Source organism: Acinetobacter legionensis, from assembly GCF_048551735.1.
Classification (GTDB): Bacteria; Pseudomonadota; Gammaproteobacteria; order Pseudomonadales; family Moraxellaceae; genus Acinetobacter.
Window position 1 is genome coordinate 13,313 of record NZ_JBIMBV010000012.1, and the last position, 16,365, is coordinate 29,677.

Sequence of the window (16,365 nt, forward strand, 5' to 3'; positions counted from 1 at the left end):
CCAACCAATTCTAACAATTTCTGTACGAATCCAACCTAATCTAAGAAAAAAGTGTACCTTTTAGTGTACCTTTTTTTATGTCAAAATTGAGTCAACAGTGTGTGAGAGATACAATTGATTTCTCACGCTGTGTATTTTAACAAATTGAAGCTAATTAACAAAAAGGAATACTGATATGAGTGAGGAAATAAACAACAAAAAGAAAGTGGCATTATCTGCTCGTGCTATTGATAAAATGAAGTCAGGGGATGCCGTAAAGAGTGATATTGGTGAATATTCTGGTTTGAGAGTGGTTTGTGGCAAAACTGGATTGAAAAGTTTCGTTTACCGCTATAGGAGCCCAATAGATAATTCATAAAAAAAATTACATTGGGTAACTATCCTGTCATATCTCTTGCTGAAGCACGTATTGAACTTCAGCGCTTGAAATTATTAAGGTCACAAGGTGTTTGTCCAGTAACTGAAAGGAAAGCAGGAAAACTGGAAATCAAAAATAAAAAAGAAAAACTATCAGAAAATAATAAAATATTAACTGTAAAAGACGTAGTTGATCTTTATTTAACTGAAGTTATTGAAGATAAAGTAATTATTGATCCTCGCTCTGGAGTTAAGAAAAATATACAAGGTGCACGAAACTTAAAAGGACAACTTGAAGCAAGACGAACTCTATATACTGATGTAGTTGCAGTTTTAGGGCATAGACAAGCTGAAAGTGTCGTTAGAAAGGATATTGTAGAGTTCATTAAAAAGATTATTGATCGTGGAGCTCAGGTACAGGCAGGACGTGTGTTATCAGAGTTAATCATTGCCTATGATTACGCAATCGGTTTGGATTACTTTTCAGAGAGTTTTGCTAATCCAGCTTTGTTAGCCGAATCTAGTTTAAAGCAAACGAGAATAAAGCTTACTTCTAATAAACGCACAAGGGTATTATCAGATTTTGAATTGAAACAGATGCTTGCTTGGTTACCTATATCTGGATTTTCTAAACATCATAAAAGTATATTACAGATAGCTCTTTGGACAGGTGCACGGACAGGTGAAATTTGTTCAGCTGAATGGAAGGATATTAATCTAGAGCGCGCAACTTGGCACTTAAAAGGAACAAAAAATGGTAGTGAGCGTTTTGTCCAACTATCGCAACAATGTGTAGAGTACTTAAAAGCTCTTCCACGTTTGAATAGTCTTTATTTATTTCCCTCATTTCGAACAGGAAAACCCATTGCTCAAAAAACTTTGACTGAAACAAAGTGGGTGTTGAGAGGTAAAGATAGAGCTACAAATCATAATTTACAGCCACACCAGTTATGGCCAGAAGATATGGAAGATTGGAATCCTCATGATTTAAGAAGAACATTAAGAACTAATTTATCTAGGCTAGGATGTCCAACTGATATTGCGGAAGCTATATTAGGTCATTCTAAAAAAGGAATAGAGGGAACATATAATTTACATACTTATGAAAATGAGTGTGCAACATGGTTACAAAAATGGGCGGATCATTTGGAAGCTTTGGTTCTAAAATAAATTAGGATTTATAGAATAAAGGTACTTATTAAATTGATAACGATTCAACTTAATTGATATGCTTACGGAATTGAATAGGGGCTACTCCACTCCATTTCTTAAATGCCCGTGCAAAATTAGCAGGTTGGATATATCCTAAATAAAGCGCAATGTCTTGAATTTCCATATCACTACTCAATAAAAGTTTCGCTGCTTCAAGATATTTTACTTCATCTAATAAACTGAGATATGAGACGCCAACTTCGTTGAGATGTCTTCTTAATGTTCGGTTTGACATGTGCAAACGTTGGGCAATCATATCTAAAGATGGATAGCCTTTATTAGGTGTCAGTACTAATTCGCTCTTGACTCGTAAACCAATATCTTTGATTTGTGCTGAAAAGCGGATTTGTTCAGCTTCACATTGAACTAATGCTGATTGGAATGCTGTTTGATCCGCCATTTTTGTAGCACAATCAATCGTTGTAGAAGTATAACAAATTTGGTTCTTCTCTTGGTTAAAAAGTACTTTAGGTAATTGTGTTAAGAAATTTTGGTGGTAAGCGGGTTCATGCCAGTCAACTAGAAGTTCCACATCAGATAAATCATGTTCAGTTAAGGCTTGAGCACTCTGAATAACACCAATCATTAGACATTCATAAAAAAAACGTCTCAATATTTCAGCTTGTTCCGGGTGCTCGCTAATAACAGGATGGGTTTGTTGTATTTCAATAATCGATTTTTTATCTTCTTCATAAAAGTCAATTTTATAGTCTTTTAATCGCATATTAAAAAACTGCGTTGCCAGTTCTATGGCATTGCGTAATGAAGAACTACTCATTAACGCATATCCCATTGGGCCATGCGCAGTAAGTCTTAGCTTTAATCCATATTCGTATCCCAACCCAAGATCTTGCGCTAGCATCAAACATACCCATGCCAGCTTAGACCATTGGAGAGGTGTGATACGAGCATCTAATTGGTTGAGCAGCGTTATAGGTATTTTGCTTTGAAGCAAAATATCGGATGCTGAAAATCCTTTTTGGATCATGATCTCTAGCAATAAATGTGCATAAGAAATAGGGATACTGGGTTTTGATAACCCATAGGGATCTGTCATTTCTAGTTTTATATGGCTTTGTTGCACAAAGATTTAAAATTAAAGTTCCCCTAAGTTATCTAAATTTAAGATACAACTCGGGTATGAGGTCTTCCTAATTCCGTGAATTTATTTAATACTGCTACACGTGCATGAATCTCATTGACCTGACTTTGAAAATGTCTTGCAGTCAGTTTATCCCCTAATAATTTGACGCAATGCATCTTGGTTTCAACCAAACTTCGGCGATGATAGCCAGACCAGTTTTTCCATAGTGTCCTACCCAAATGTTTAACTGTTCGAAGCAGTTCATTGCGTTCTAACGAGCTAATCTTTGTATCTTTCCAAGGTTTAGCATTTTTTCTGGGTGGGACTACTGCATGAGCTTGCCGATCGGAAATCACTTCTCGACATTGTTTCGTATCATAAGCTCCATCAGTATAAACGGAATCAATTGGTTCAGCTGGTGGAATCTGATTAAGTAAATCACCGAGTACCTGGGAATCACTGACGTTGTTTGTAGTGAGCTGAACTGCACGTATTTGCAGGGTTTCAGCATCGATACCAATATGTAATTTACGCCATTGTCGACGATATTCAGGCTGATGTTTCTTACGTTTCCACTCACCTTCACCTAAAAATTTCAAACCAGTAGAGTCAATGAGTAGATGGAGTCCACCACTACTTCTTTGATAGAAAATCGAAATATCAATATGCTTTTGTCTTCTACAAAGGGTGGAGTAATCTGGTGCTGCCCAATCCAAGCCAAAAAGTTGAATGAGACTTTGAACAAAGCCAGTGACCATACGTAAAGACAGACGGAATAATGATTTAATCATTAAACAACATTGGATTGCTGTATCTGAATAGGTTTGATTTCGACCTTGTTTGCCATGCGGTTGTTCATACCACTGAGTATTTGGATTAAACCAAATGGCAATATTTCCACGATTAATGAGAGCTCGGTTGTATGAAGACCAATTAAGAGTACGGTAAACTTTAGGGCGAGGCTTATTCATTTGAAAATTATAGTGTGGAATCAGCCTTTAGAGATAGGTTTGTGCAACAAAGCCCCTTGAAATTAAAAATAAAAAAAGTATGTGGCTAAAATTATTAAAAAAATCCTTGAAAAATAAATACTTAAATAAGCACTTTATTCTGAATAAATAGGTTGAATTAAAATACTTTTATAAAAAATAAAATAAATGGGCTGTTTCAAACTTCGAAATTAAGTCATGAGTATTGAGTCTATTTTTGATGTTTTTATATTAACTTAAAGTTAATGAACTCTTATTGAGGTTGATTGATCAAAATCTAAGAAAAAGCTTTTATAGATTCAAAGCAAAATACAACATCAGGATAAGTCACATGGAAGGATCAGTTCAAAACAAAGAACGTGTCTGGAATACACGTCGACACGCAAAACAACTCAAAGTTGATATGGCACGTAAATATACCGATGGGGTGGTTATACCTACACAGGACATTATCAAGGTCTTGGAAACTTTGATTACGCCAGGCGATCGTGTCGTTCTTGAAGGGAACAATCAAAAACAAGCTGATTTTTTATCACGTTCACTGGCACAAACCAATGCTTCGGTTTTGTATGACTTACATATGATCATGCCCAGTGTTGGGCGTCCAGAGCATCTAGATTTATTTGAAAAAAGGATTGCCCGAAAACTGGATTTTTCATTTGCTGGGACACAGAGTTTACGCATCAGCCAGTTAATCGAAGATGGTTTATTAGAAGTCGGCGCCATTCATACTTATATCGAACTCTATTCGCGGTTATTGGTTGATTTAATTCCCAATGTTGTATTGTCAGCAGGCTTTATGGCTGATCGCCATGGCAATATTTATACAGGCCCAAGTACTGAGGATTCACCTGCTTTAATCGAACCTGCTGCATTTAGTGATGGCATTGTTATTGTTCAAGTCAATGAATTGGTTGATGACGTACAGGATTTACCACGGGTAGATATTCCAGCATCGTGGGTTGACTTTGTCGTGGTTGCGGATAAGCCATTTTATATTGAACCCTTGTTTACACGTGATCCCAAACATATTAAGCCTGTGCATATATTAATGGCAATGATGGCGATTCGGGGAATTTACGAACGCCACAATGTGCAATCACTCAATCATGGTATCGGGTTTAACACGGCTGCGATTGAATTGATTCTACCAACTTATGGTGAGTCATTGGGACTAAAAGGCAAAATCTGTCGAAATTGGACACTCAATCCGCATCCTACACTCATTCCTGCTATCGAAACAGGTTGGGTGGAAAGTGTGCATTGCTTTGGTACTGAGTTAGGGATGGAAAAATATGTTGCTGCTCGTCCAGATATATTTTTTACAGGTCGTGATGGCTCATTAAGGTCCAACAGGATGATGTGCCAGCTTGCGGGACAATATGCAGTAGATTTATTTATTGGTGCAACTTTACAAGTTGATGGTTCTGGACATTCTTCTACAGTTACCAAAGGACGCTTAGCTGGTTTTGGTGGTGCACCGAATATGGGACATGATCCGCGGGGTCGTCGACATGCCACACCCGCATGGATGGATATGCGTCCTACTCAGGTAAATGAGACTGATACCTTTTTGGCACGTGGTAAAAAGTTGGTGGTACAAATGGTGGAAACCTTTCAAGAAGGTGGCAAACCTACTTTTGTAAATACGCTTGATGCTGTGGATGTTGCGAAAAAAGCAGGAATGCCACTCGCTCCAATTATGATTTATGGAGATGACGTTACCCATTTGTTGACTGAAGATGGTATTGCGTACCTATACAAAGCCAGCAGTTTACAAGAACGTCAAGACATGATTGCCGCCGTTGCAGGAGTGACTGATATTGGCCTCAATCATAATCCAAAAACTACGGAACGCTTAAGACGAGAAGGACTGGTTGCATTTCCAGAAGATTTAGGTATTCGTCGTACTGATGCCACACGTGAGTTATTGGCCGCTAAAAATATTGCTGATTTAGTCACTTGGTCAGATGGTTTATATCAACCGCCTGCAAAATTCAGGAGTTGGTAATGAATGCCTATGTTCAATCATACTCACAACAACAATGTGCATTGTTGGCAGATTTAGCTGTAAATGCATTGATTGCCGAAGTTAATTTAACGCCGAAGCCTGCGTTGGTTGATCGACGTGGTAGCGGAGCACATGATGACTTAAGCCTAGTGTTGATGGAGCAATCTGCGTATAGCTTAAGACCTATGTTTTTACAAATGGCACAAGCTGCATTTCTACATGCTGACTGTTTGCAGACTTTACGAGAAGTGATTGGTGCAATAGGACGCGCTGGTGAAGTAGCAATGCTCGAAACCACACACGGTGTAAATACGCATCGTGGTGCAATTTGGGCTTTGGGGCTTTTGGTCACGGCGACAGCGCTAGCAATACATAATCAGTATTCTCTTTATGCTTATGATTTATGTCAGGTTGCTGGAAAAATTGCAAAATTAGAAGATAGGTTGATTCCTCTACAACAGTCAAGCCATGGGCAACAGGTACAGCAAAAACTCGGTATAAAAGGAGCTAAAGCTCAAGCACAAGAGGGTTTTCCTGCGATTGTCGAGCATGCATTACCTCAACTTCACTACAGTCGAAAGATTTCTGGTAACGAGCTTGCTGCTCGAGTTGATGCCTTATTGGCTTTGATGAGCATTTTGGACGATACCTGTGTACTGTACCGTGCAGGGCGAATTGGGCTAAACCGTATGCAAAAAGGTGCACGTTATGTACTTCGTTGTGGCGGATATGCAACTGTTGCAGGACAATCTGCGCTGAATTTTTTAGAAATGGATTTAATGCGACTTCGTGCTTCGCCAGGTGGAGCAGCAGATTTACTTGCAGCAACCTTATTTTTGGATTGGGTTGAGCATAATCTTAATGAGGAAGGAACGTAATGGAAATACTCAAATTTGAATTTGTTGCTGGCTCAGCACCAGATAAGCAGGTATTGGTGGGCTGTGTGGGTTCAGGAGACCTTGAAATTTTAATGGAACCTAATCTGGCAGGAAAACTTTCAATCGCAGTGACAACTTCAGTCGATGGCAGTGAACAACGCTGGAAAAATGTATTTGAACGTATGTTTACAGAGCAAACTCCGCCAGCAGTACATATTGAGATCCATGATTTTGGCGCAACACCAGGGGTTGTACGTTTACGTTTAGAGCAAGCTTTTGAGGAGGTGAACTGTGGCTAATTTAGAAATCTTACTGAACAAGCAAAGCTTTATCGAACTAGGTGCACGAGAACGTGCTAAAGCTTTACTTGATCAGGGAACCTTTCGAGAGTTACTTGATCCCTTTTCAAGAGTGATGTCACCGTGGCTGATCCAACAAAATATTGTACCGCAAGCAGATGATGGTGTAGTGGTTGCGAAAGGCTATTTAGAAAATCGTCCTGTGGTTGTTGTGGCAATTGAAGGTGGTTTTCAGGGGGGAAGCTTAGGTGAAGTCGGTGGAGCAAAAATTGCGAGTGCGCTTGAACTTGCTGTTGAAGACAATCAAAAGGGTATTCCAACTGCAGCTATTTTGTTATTGGAAACAGGTGGTGTTCGTTTGCAAGAAGCCAATCTTGGGCTTGCTGCAATCGCCGAAATTCAAGCCGCTATTGTTGCGTTAAGACAGTATCAACCTGTTGTTGCCATCATAGCTGGGAGTGTTGGATGCTTTGGCGGAATGTCAATTGCCGCTGCATTGTGTAGTTATTTGATCATGACTCAAGAAGGTCGCTTGGGATTGAATGGTCCACAAGTCATTGAGCAAGAAGCTGGTGTGAACGAGTACGATTCAAAAGATCGCCCATTTATTTGGAGTATTACTGGTGGCGAACAGCGAGTAGAAACAGGTTTAGCTGATGCTTTCCTCGAAGATGATCGTGAGCAGATTAAGCAACACATTATCGACTATTTGGAACAAGGCATTCCGCAACTTCATCGTAGTTCGAACTATGCGTTCTATTTGCCAAAACTTCAGCAGCTTGCAACGGAACAACAAGCAACCCCACAAAATGTACTGGATACATATCGAGGAGAACAGGTATGAATATGGATGTTCGTTCAGTGAAAGCCTCTCTTCGAGGTGAACACTGGTTTATTGCACTGAGTGAAGGTTTTCAGCAACAAACACAATATAGCAAATCTGTTTGGGTGGCTGATGGTCTATTGGGTGATCAGCCTACTCGTTTGATTGTAGTAGTTGCAAATACGGAGAACCAATTCCCTCGCGCACGTGCAGGCGAAGTCGGTTTATTGGAAGGTTGGACTTTGGCAAAAGCGGTAGATGAGGTGATACAAGTAGATCAGCATACCACTCAGAAACGCGCGATTGTTGCAATTGTTGATGTACCAAGTCAGGCCTATGGACGACGTGAAGAGTTATTCGGCATACATCAAGCCCTTGCCGGTGCAGTAGATAGTTATGCGCGTGCTCGGCTAGCACGACATCCTGTGATCAGCTTGTTAGTGGGCAAATCCATGTCAGGGGCATTTTTAGCTCATGGTTATCAAGCCAATCGTATTTTTGCACTCCATGATGATGGTGTCATGGTTCATGCCATGGGTAAAGAGTCGGCAGCTCGTGTCACACTTCGGACTGTAGAAGAGTTAGAAAAATTGGCAGCCAGTATTCCACCAATGGCGTATGACATTCAAAGCTATGCCACGCTAGGATTGTTGACAGCATGTCTTGATGTTGAAAATGCGGATCAGCCTACAGCAAATGATCTGACCCATGTAAAACAGGTGATCACACAAGCAATCACTGACATTCAACAGCAAAACTCGACTGGGCTAGAGCAACGTTTGAATGGTGAAAATAGACAAATGTCAAAGCGTGTACGTGAGTTAATGCGTGCACAGTGGTCGATCTAATGCAGCCACAGGCACATGATCTCCTCTGGGGGCTGACAGAGCAATATCTTCCTTTGGATGTGCCAGATTGGGTGAGTCATGTGATTCAAAGTGGCGATCCTGTAGTAGTTCGTCGTGCAGTTTGTGTATCAGGGATGATTCCTGTTGGGGTTCGGGGGCGGCAAAAATCCCAACGTTATGCTTTGATGATGCCTGAGCAGCAAATTGAAAAATGCATAAAGCCTGAACAACTTTGTAAGTTGGGAGTTTCGCAATTTCCGCATTGGGCAATGCAAATTCTGCACTTACAAATGCAGATGAACGTGCTTTTGTTGCCATGGGGCTACACGGGCAGTATGGGGTTCGAGTTAGCCACGGGGCGTAAAACTGTGACTGCACAGAGCGATCTCGATGTACTGATTCGTACGCCTAAAGATTTGACTAAAGCGCGAGCTTTGAAAATATGGCAACAATTGCAACTGACGGGTTTGCCCTTGGATGTTCAGTTACAAACGCCTTTGGGTGGTGTGGCATTAAAAGATTGGGTGAGAGCAACAGGGAAGGTCCTACTCAAACGCAACCAAGGTGCTGTTTTAGTCAATAACCCTTGGCAAGGATAAGGCAAGTCAATGAGTTCGATTTGGGTGTTTCCGGGGCAAGGTGCGCAAAAGCCTAACATGTTACATGACCTACCTCAGATAAAGTCGGTGCATCAATATCTTGAGCGTGCATCAGATATTTTGGGTCAGGATGTGTTGCTTCTAGATCAGCAAGCAGCTTTACAGTCGACTTATGCAGTACAACTTTGTCTTTATATCGCGGGTGTGGTCAGTGGACATTTATTGTCTGAACAGCAACTCAAACCTGATTATGTTGCTGGACTCTCAATTGGTGCATGGGCCGCAGCTACAGTTGCGGAAGTACTCAGTTTTGAAGATGGTCTAAAGCTGGTTGCTCGCCGGGCAACCCTAATGCAAGACGCATATCCGACAGGATATGGAATGATGGCATTGATTGGGGCGGATAAAGCCAGTGTAAGCGAGTGGGTAAAGGAGGTGCAGCAAGATCAACAAGATGTATTTGTTGCCAATATCAACTCTGTAAACCAGATCGTGATTTCAGGAGTAGACATTGCGATGCAACATGTCGCTGACATCGCACGCCAAAAGGGTGTGTTGAGCAAAAAGCTGAGCGTAGCAGTCCCATCGCATTGTGAGCTATTAAAGAACCAAGCTGAAGCTCTTGATGCTGAGGTTAAAAAAATCAGCACAGGTTCACCAAAAATTCGTTATTTAAGTGGGACGACTGCACGGCTACTGGTGCATCAGGACCAAATTATCGATGACATCACATTTAACATGAGCAGAATGATTGATTGGGAAAGTACCGTTCAATCTGCATGGGAAAGAGGAGTACGCTTACAAATCGAAGCATGGCCAGGAACTGTGCTGACAGGTTTGGCAAAAAAAATATTTACAGATGGAACCGTCATGTCTTTTCAAGGAACACGTTTAGATACGTTAATCGTTGAAATGCAAAAGGAACGCGCTCACACGTTTTAGTCAAAATTTAAAGCAGTGAACGGACAAAAATGTCAAAGGAAACAAGGAATTTATCATGATTATATATGGAGTTGGTTTGCTTGCACTCTGTACACTGGTTGGTGTCGTTGTAGGTGATATGTTGGGCGTATTATTTGGCGTAAAATCTAATGTTGGTGGTGTTGGTATTGCCATGATTTTACTTATTTTTATTCGTATATGGATGGATAAGCGTGGTCTAATGACCATAGAAACTGAAAAAGGGGTGGTATTTTGGGGAACCATGTATATCCCGATTGTGGTTGCAATGGCAGCACAACAAAATGTGATTTCAGCAGTTTCAAGTGGGCATATGGCAATTTTTGCTGCCGTCGCCACTGTTATCGTTTGCACCCTCACAATTGCAGGTCTGAGTCATTATAAAAAAGGTGAGCCTCTTCCAAAAGAAGAAGAGTTTAATTTGGCAGAGTTAGGAGGCAAAGCTCATGGCTGAAACGATTTTAAGCGGTTTAACTCATCTTGGATTAGTCACTGCATTTGCTCTAGTCGCATTGATTATGTGGCTCTCTACAAAGCTTTCTAAATATTTGACTAAAGGGCGAGTACATGCATCTGCAATCGCAATTGTGATTGGTTTAATTCTGGCTTATGTCGGTGGTAGTGTCACAGGCGGTCAAAAGGGTATCACCGATATTGCATTATTTGCAGGTGTTGGTTTGATGGGGGGGGCAATGCTGCGTGATTTTGCAATTGTTGCGACTGCATTTGAAGTGCAAGCATCAGAAGCAAAGAAAGCAGGCTTTATTGGTGTCCTCGCACTATTTTTAGGCACGATTTTACCATTTATCGTAGGGTGTATTTTTGCATGGTTATTTGGTTATCGTGATGCAGTCAGTATCACTACCATTGGTGCAGGTGCAGTGACTTATATTGTTGGTCCTGTTACGGGGGCTGCAATTGGTGCAAGTTCAGAAGTGATGGCTTTATCTATTGCGACAGGCTTGGTTAAAGCAATTTGTGTGATGGTGTCTACTCCAATGACTGCCAAATTTATGGGCTTAGATAATCCTCGTTCTGCTATGATTTTTGGTGGCCTTGCAGGAACTGTGAGTGGTGTATCCGCAGGTTTGGCAGCAACAGATCGCCGTTTAGTTCCATATGGTGCATTAACTGCAACTTTTCATACAGGATTAGGTTGTTTGATGGGACCTACAATTCTATACTTATGTGTCAAACTACTGGTCGGCTAAAATCCACCGTGTAAAATTAAAAAAGGCAATTCTCCTGACAAGGTGAACTGCCTTTATTTTTTAGTGTCGCAGCTTTTTGGTAAACATTCGGCATTCAGCGATCAGAGCCAGTAAATTTGGATCACGTTCTTTACTTTTTAAAAATACCAAGCCAATCTCTTGCTTAATTTTATAAGAAGTGTGTAGTGGGATAAGTTTGACGGAACTTTCATAAATGGTAGAAATACGTCCTGGCAATAAAGCAAACCCAACCCCCGAGCTGACCATACTAATCAAGGTGAATATATCACTGACTTCTAAGAAAACTTTTGGGTCAATTCCTGCTTTCTCAAAAATAACATCACTATCACTGCGAGTAGCAAACCCTTTTGCTAAGGTCAAAAAAGTTTCATTTTTAAGAAGACTTAAATCAATTTCTGGATATTGGGCATAAGTTGAATTTTTATTGACTGCTAAAAAAATTTCATCTTCAAACATAGATAAATGTTCAAAAACTTGATCTTGCGTCGTCTCATTGAGTGCAACAATAATCGCATCCAGTTCGGTCGCCTTAAGTTTTTTAACCAAGTCACGATTAGAACTTAATAACAGTTGAATATCCAGTTCACCGCGACGTAGTTTTAAACCACTGATCACACTTGGTAAAGTATTGACTGTTAACGAGTAGAGCGAGCCTAGATTGAGTACTTTAGCAGCAAAGCCTGCTGCTTCACGAGTTTTATTTACTGTGATGACAATATCTTGCACAATTTTTTGTGCGTGTTCTTGTAAAACATAGGCACTTTTTAATGGAATAAGTAGACGCCCTTCATTTTTAAACAGAGGGCAATGCAATGCACTTTCTAAGGAATGTAGGGCTTTGTGTACACTGACATTACTGAGGTCCATTTCAGCAGCGGTCTTAGATAAACTACCACAACGCATAAAAGCGAGAAATATCTGGATTTTTTTTAAGGTTAACTCTTCATCAATTTTCATTTCACAAATCCATTTTTTATTGAATATTATAGATAAAATTGATTGTCAATGATGTGTTTGGTTATGACAAAAATACAAAAATTTATATGCTGATGGAACCACAACACTGAATACCCACTGATTTTTTAGACACCTTTTAGTTGTATATGTCTAGAATTTTGGAGTCTATTCAAAGGGTACTTTTACGTGAAAATTACATACCCAAATAGTATATAAGTTCTCAATTAAATTTGTTATAAAGAATGATACAAAATTGATTTTGTACATTGTTTATAAATGGATACTACTCAATATTTTAAATAAAAGAGATTGGCGCATAATTTGCTAATTAAAACAAATATTGAGTGTTAGCTAGGTGAAAAGAATATGTTATCACTAAGCCAAGAGATGGATCTAAATCACTATTCCCGTCAGGCAGAATTTGCACACAGTTTAATGTCCTCAATATGTGGGGAGCACCATTTAGATACATGTGGTCGAAATGTCTTAGATTTTCATTATGAAGGGATTCGATTACCCCACAAGCGTATGGCAATCGGTAAGGTCAGTTATGGCGCAAATGTACTCATTAACACGTCTAATTTAAGAGCATATAGTATTAGTTTACCGATCCAAGGTAAGCAGACTTTAGCCATAAATGGTACCAATTATATTTCTAGTACCGATAAAGGGCTAATTTTATCTAATGCAGATTTACAAGATTTAGCGATTGATAAAGATTGTAAAAAATATCAAGTGGTTATTCCTGAGAAAAGTATGCAGAAGGTGTTAGGCGAATTACTACGACAGTCTGTTGAAGAGCCCGTGGTTTTCAATCCTGAAATGAGTTTGAATATTGATCAGGGGATCGGGATGTGGTGGCAAAATATTGATCATTTTTTGTTGCTTCGATCTCAATACAAAAGTATGCAGGGCTTACAACTTTGGTCAGAGGATTATGAAAATTTCCTGATTAAAGCTTTATTACTCTCGCAAGAAAATAATTATTCGAGCTTGTTAAGATCCTTATCTGATCAACAAGCGCCAGAATACTTACGTAAGGTGTGCGACTATATTCAGAAGTATGCCCATGAAGAGATTCGTGCAGAAGATCTGCTAAGATTAGCTGGCGTATCAAAGTCTAAATTATATGCTGAATTTCAACAGTATTATGGAACAAGTCCTTTGACTTTTTTACGTAGATATCGTTTAAAACAAGTTTATAAGACTTTAAGTACCTCTATGGATAAAAATATTTCCATTTCAAAATTAGCTTTTGATTGGGGATTTAATCACTTGGGTCGTTTTTCACATGAATATCGTGAAGAATTTGGAGAGAATCCAAGTGAAACTAAGAATCGAGTAAAAATATAATTTGTTAATATATTCGTGCTTTTAAACTGATTTTATCCAAAATTTAAAAGCGCTAATAAACTACTTTAATCTCTTACTTAAAGTACGAGTCGTTGATTATTTTAAAATGGAATTAATCAGCATTCTTTACAAACTGGTGCTTTAATCATTCTTTTTAAACTTGTCATATCGAGAAGCAATTTTTCTCTATAGATCAGATGCTGATCTAACAAATTAACAACAACCTATACTCGCCATCCTTTTCAATGGGCGCTCGATGAACGCAAGGTAAAACCTGTTGTGTTGGATGATCTACTGCTAAGCGCCAAAGATGTCCTGATCCTAGGTTTACAGGTTCTGAGTCGGGTTTTGGCTGGTAATGCAGATCAAAAAAATACTCTTGCAGAAAGGTTTCAAATTCTGCTTCAGGACCGTCATGTAATGCTTTAAGCTCTTCCCTGATTTCTGGAATTAAAATCTTTTGTTCTACTTGATCATTGGAGATGATGTCACTGGCAGTGCCATGATAGGTACATAAAAAAGTATCTGTTTCAATGGGCGAACGATCAACATGAAACGAATACACATCTGTAGAAATGAAATCCAGATCTTGGTCCCGTTCATAATGTTTAAGTAAATTCAGTGAAGGCGATGCGCCGAAATCAGTTAGAAGCTGTATATCCCTTAAGATGATATCTCTTGCTAGAATTCCTTTTTCTGAAAGTTGTAATGCTAAAAGATCTTCAGTAGAAACTTCGGTAATATTTTCTTTTAATTCAAGTTTAGACACAATTTCTTTAAAATCACCCAGCAAATCTCTGTTCCAACAAATAGCATTTATCTCGCCTTGAAATGTCGTATTTATAAGTTCTGAAAAAGTCGTTACTACACGAACTTGATTGTTGTCAGAAAATGCAGGCTGCATATTAGAATTTAATAAATCAGAAACCATGTCTAATATATTCACTCAGCTTGGTAGAATCAGCTTTATAGAAGTTGGGACGAATCACACAGAAGCGTGCATTACATGTAGCGTTAGACATAGCTTACTGAACAACAGGGTATTGTTGCAATGTATTGCTAAGTGAGATGGTTTTAATAATGAGTTCTATTGAGAAGTTTTGCAAAATTGCAGATTTATTTATTTAACTATGGCTTTCTGATCTGGTGAGCAAAATCTTGTTTAAGATAATGTTGTTCAGAATAGTAGATGACAAGATATTTATAAAAAGTGACAATCAGCTTATATCATAAGTCCTTATTAAAACCATAATTCAACATAAAAGCCCTCTCATCCTCGTCTCAGCCCAAAGGTAATTTCAATATCAAAACGATTCGCTCAATATGCTCATTTTTTGATTTATGAAAAAGATCTAATGATTTCTAAAATAAATTTTATGCAATGAATTTGCATCTTTCATAGTATTCCGCACTGATTGGATAATCCTCGCAGATTTTGGACAGACGTTAAATACCTTTCACAGACATGATAACGCTAACGGTTAGGTCTGGAATGGATGAAATGTCAGGTCAATATATTGAAGTAAAAACACAAACAGGGAAGTCATTTGCTGGGTATTTGGCAAGTGCAGAAGGCGGAAAAGGGCCTGGAATTGTACTGTGTCAGGAAATTTTTGGTGTGAATGCAGCAATGCGTATCAAGGCTGATTTTTTGGCTGAGGAAGGCTATACCGTATTGGTTCCAGATTTATTCTGGCGTACTGCACCCCGCATTGAACTGGGTTATACCGAGCAAGATTTTCAAAAAGCCTTCGAGCTTTATCAACACTATGATGAAGATCAAGGTGTCGAAGATATTCAAGATAGCTTGAATTTTCTCAAAACTTTAGAGAGTTGCGATGCCAGTGCAGGCTTAGGTGTCGTGGGATATTGTCTGGGTGGAAAACTGGCGTATCTGGCAGGTTGTCGTATTCCTGAAGTGGCCTGTGCTGTGGGTTATTACGGGGTAGGAATCGAGAAGACACTCGATGAACTTGAAAATGCCAAAGGGCGAGTAGTTTTACATATTGCTGCATTAGACAAGTTTACACCGCCAGAGGCACGCCAAAAGATTCTGGATGCTACCGCCCAATATAGCAATGTTCAGGCTTATGTCTATGAGGGTGTAGATCATGCCTTTGCCCGACCAAATAGCGAACATTATCACAAACCCTCCGCACGTTTTGCTCATGAACGCAGTATTACCGCACTGCATCAAAGTATCGGACCAGTTTATGATTTGGTTGCACTTTGGGAAGCGCATATCCGTTATGAATTTGATACACGCGATGTACCTGCCACTATGGCAACCATGGTGGCGCAACCCTATGTCAATCATATTCCAACATTGACAGGTGGTGTGGGATATAGCCAACTTGCCCGCTTCTATCAATATCACTTCGTTCATCAAAATCCTAAAGATATGAAGATCACGTCGATCTCACGCACTGTTGGTTCAACACAGGTGGTGGATGAATTCATTATGAGTTTTACCCATGACAGTGAAATTGACTGGTTACTGCCGGGTGTCGCGCCAACAGAAAAGTATGTTGAGATTCCTATGCTGGGTGTGATCCAGTTCCGTGGCCCAAAACTATGCCATGAACATATCTACTGGGATCAGGCATCCGTTCTGGTTCAAATTGGATTACTCAATCCTAAAGGGCTACCTGTTGCTGGTGTAGAAACTGCTCAAAAACTACTGGATGAAGATTTGCCATCCAATACCCTCATGCCATCTTGGTCAAGCAGCGAAGGCAAATCGTTTTAACTATCTAGGAGTGG

At 39.5% G+C, this 16,365-nt stretch carries 15 protein-coding genes and 1 pseudogene; 12 read left to right on the top strand and 4 right to left on the bottom strand.

The features are described 5' to 3' along the window. Window positions 1-175: 175 nt before the first annotated feature. Window positions 176-1,527 (top strand): annotated as a pseudogene (locus tag ACG9ZL_RS12090) (tyrosine-type recombinase/integrase). 49 nt (window positions 1,528-1,576) lie between these two features. Here ACG9ZL_RS12090 and ACG9ZL_RS12095 read toward each other — a convergent pair. Together ACG9ZL_RS12095 and ACG9ZL_RS12100 are read right to left on the bottom strand one after the other, a co-directional pair. Then, complete coding sequence (locus ACG9ZL_RS12095; RefSeq protein ID WP_419360154.1) at window positions 1,577-2,626, bottom strand: helix-turn-helix transcriptional regulator; 1,050 nt, start codon at window positions 2,624-2,626, stop codon at window positions 1,577-1,579. Window positions 2,627-2,691: 65 nt separating this feature from the next. Further along, window positions 2,692-3,624, bottom strand: a complete 933-nt coding sequence (locus tag ACG9ZL_RS12100; protein WP_419360156.1) for an IS5 family transposase — start codon at window positions 3,622-3,624, stop codon at window positions 2,692-2,694. A 349-nt stretch (window positions 3,625-3,973) separates the two neighbouring features. Between ACG9ZL_RS12100 and mdcA the strand changes: the two genes are divergently transcribed. From mdcA to madM, 9 genes are read left to right on the top strand one after another with little or no spacing between them, the layout of a single operon-like run. After that, window positions 3,974-5,653, top strand: a complete 1,680-nt coding sequence (gene mdcA, locus ACG9ZL_RS12105; protein WP_336954130.1) for a malonate decarboxylase subunit alpha — start codon at window positions 3,974-3,976, stop codon at window positions 5,651-5,653. Further along, on the top strand, window positions 5,653-6,531 hold the full coding sequence (locus tag ACG9ZL_RS12110) for a triphosphoribosyl-dephospho-CoA synthase (RefSeq protein WP_419360157.1): 879 nt from the start codon (window positions 5,653-5,655) through the stop codon (window positions 6,529-6,531). The genes mdcA and ACG9ZL_RS12110 overlap by 1 nt, the downstream gene beginning before the upstream one ends. Continuing rightward, on the top strand, window positions 6,531-6,830 hold the full coding sequence (locus ACG9ZL_RS12115; RefSeq protein WP_419328785.1) for a malonate decarboxylase subunit delta: 300 nt from the start codon (window positions 6,531-6,533) through the stop codon (window positions 6,828-6,830). Before ACG9ZL_RS12110 ends, ACG9ZL_RS12115 begins: the two co-directional genes overlap by 1 nt. Further along, window positions 6,823-7,674, top strand: a complete 852-nt coding sequence (locus tag ACG9ZL_RS12120) for a biotin-independent malonate decarboxylase subunit beta (RefSeq protein WP_336954127.1) — start codon at window positions 6,823-6,825, stop codon at window positions 7,672-7,674. The genes ACG9ZL_RS12115 and ACG9ZL_RS12120 overlap by 8 nt, the downstream gene beginning before the upstream one ends. Continuing rightward, window positions 7,671-8,501, top strand: coding sequence for a biotin-independent malonate decarboxylase subunit gamma (gene mdcE, locus ACG9ZL_RS12125; RefSeq protein ID WP_336954125.1), 831 nt, complete (start codon window positions 7,671-7,673; stop codon window positions 8,499-8,501). The genes ACG9ZL_RS12120 and mdcE overlap by 4 nt, the downstream gene beginning before the upstream one ends. Continuing rightward, entirely contained in the window at window positions 8,501-9,100 is a 600-nt protein-coding gene (locus tag ACG9ZL_RS12130; RefSeq protein WP_336954124.1) for a malonate decarboxylase holo-ACP synthase, read from the top strand. Before mdcE ends, ACG9ZL_RS12130 begins: the two co-directional genes overlap by 1 nt. A gap of 9 nt (window positions 9,101-9,109) precedes the next feature. Then, window positions 9,110-10,042, top strand: a complete 933-nt coding sequence (mdcH, locus tag ACG9ZL_RS12135; protein WP_419360159.1) for a malonate decarboxylase subunit epsilon — start codon at window positions 9,110-9,112, stop codon at window positions 10,040-10,042. Between the two features lie 55 nt (window positions 10,043-10,097). Beyond that, a complete protein-coding gene (madL, locus tag ACG9ZL_RS12140; protein ID WP_336954121.1) occupies window positions 10,098-10,514 on the top strand; it encodes a malonate transporter subunit MadL in 417 nt (138 codons plus the stop codon). Then, entirely contained in the window at window positions 10,507-11,271 is a 765-nt protein-coding gene (gene madM / locus ACG9ZL_RS12145) for a malonate transporter subunit MadM (protein WP_336954119.1), read from the top strand. Before madL ends, madM begins: the two co-directional genes overlap by 8 nt. Window positions 11,272-11,331: 60 nt before the next feature. Here the strand turns inward: madM and ACG9ZL_RS12150 are convergent, their stop codons facing one another. Continuing rightward, on the bottom strand, window positions 11,332-12,249 hold the full coding sequence (locus ACG9ZL_RS12150) for a LysR family transcriptional regulator (RefSeq protein ID WP_336954118.1): 918 nt from the start codon (window positions 12,247-12,249) through the stop codon (window positions 11,332-11,334). Between the two features lie 366 nt (window positions 12,250-12,615). Here ACG9ZL_RS12150 and ACG9ZL_RS12155 point away from each other — a divergent pair, with 366 nt between their 5' ends. Next, entirely contained in the window at window positions 12,616-13,602 is a 987-nt protein-coding gene (locus ACG9ZL_RS12155) for an AraC family transcriptional regulator (protein ID WP_419360161.1), read from the top strand. A 205-nt stretch (window positions 13,603-13,807) separates the two neighbouring features. On the opposite strand, the gene ACG9ZL_RS12160 is transcribed toward ACG9ZL_RS12155, so the two are convergent. After that, window positions 13,808-14,506, bottom strand: a complete 699-nt coding sequence (locus ACG9ZL_RS12160) for a DUF1826 domain-containing protein (RefSeq protein WP_419360278.1) — start codon at window positions 14,504-14,506, stop codon at window positions 13,808-13,810. A gap of 597 nt (window positions 14,507-15,103) precedes the next feature. Here ACG9ZL_RS12160 and ACG9ZL_RS12165 point away from each other — a divergent pair. Further along, window positions 15,104-16,351: a dienelactone hydrolase family protein gene (locus tag ACG9ZL_RS12165; protein WP_336954115.1), complete on the top strand. Its 1,248-nt coding sequence runs from the start codon at window positions 15,104-15,106 to the stop codon at window positions 16,349-16,351. Window positions 16,352-16,365: the final 14 nt, after the last annotated feature.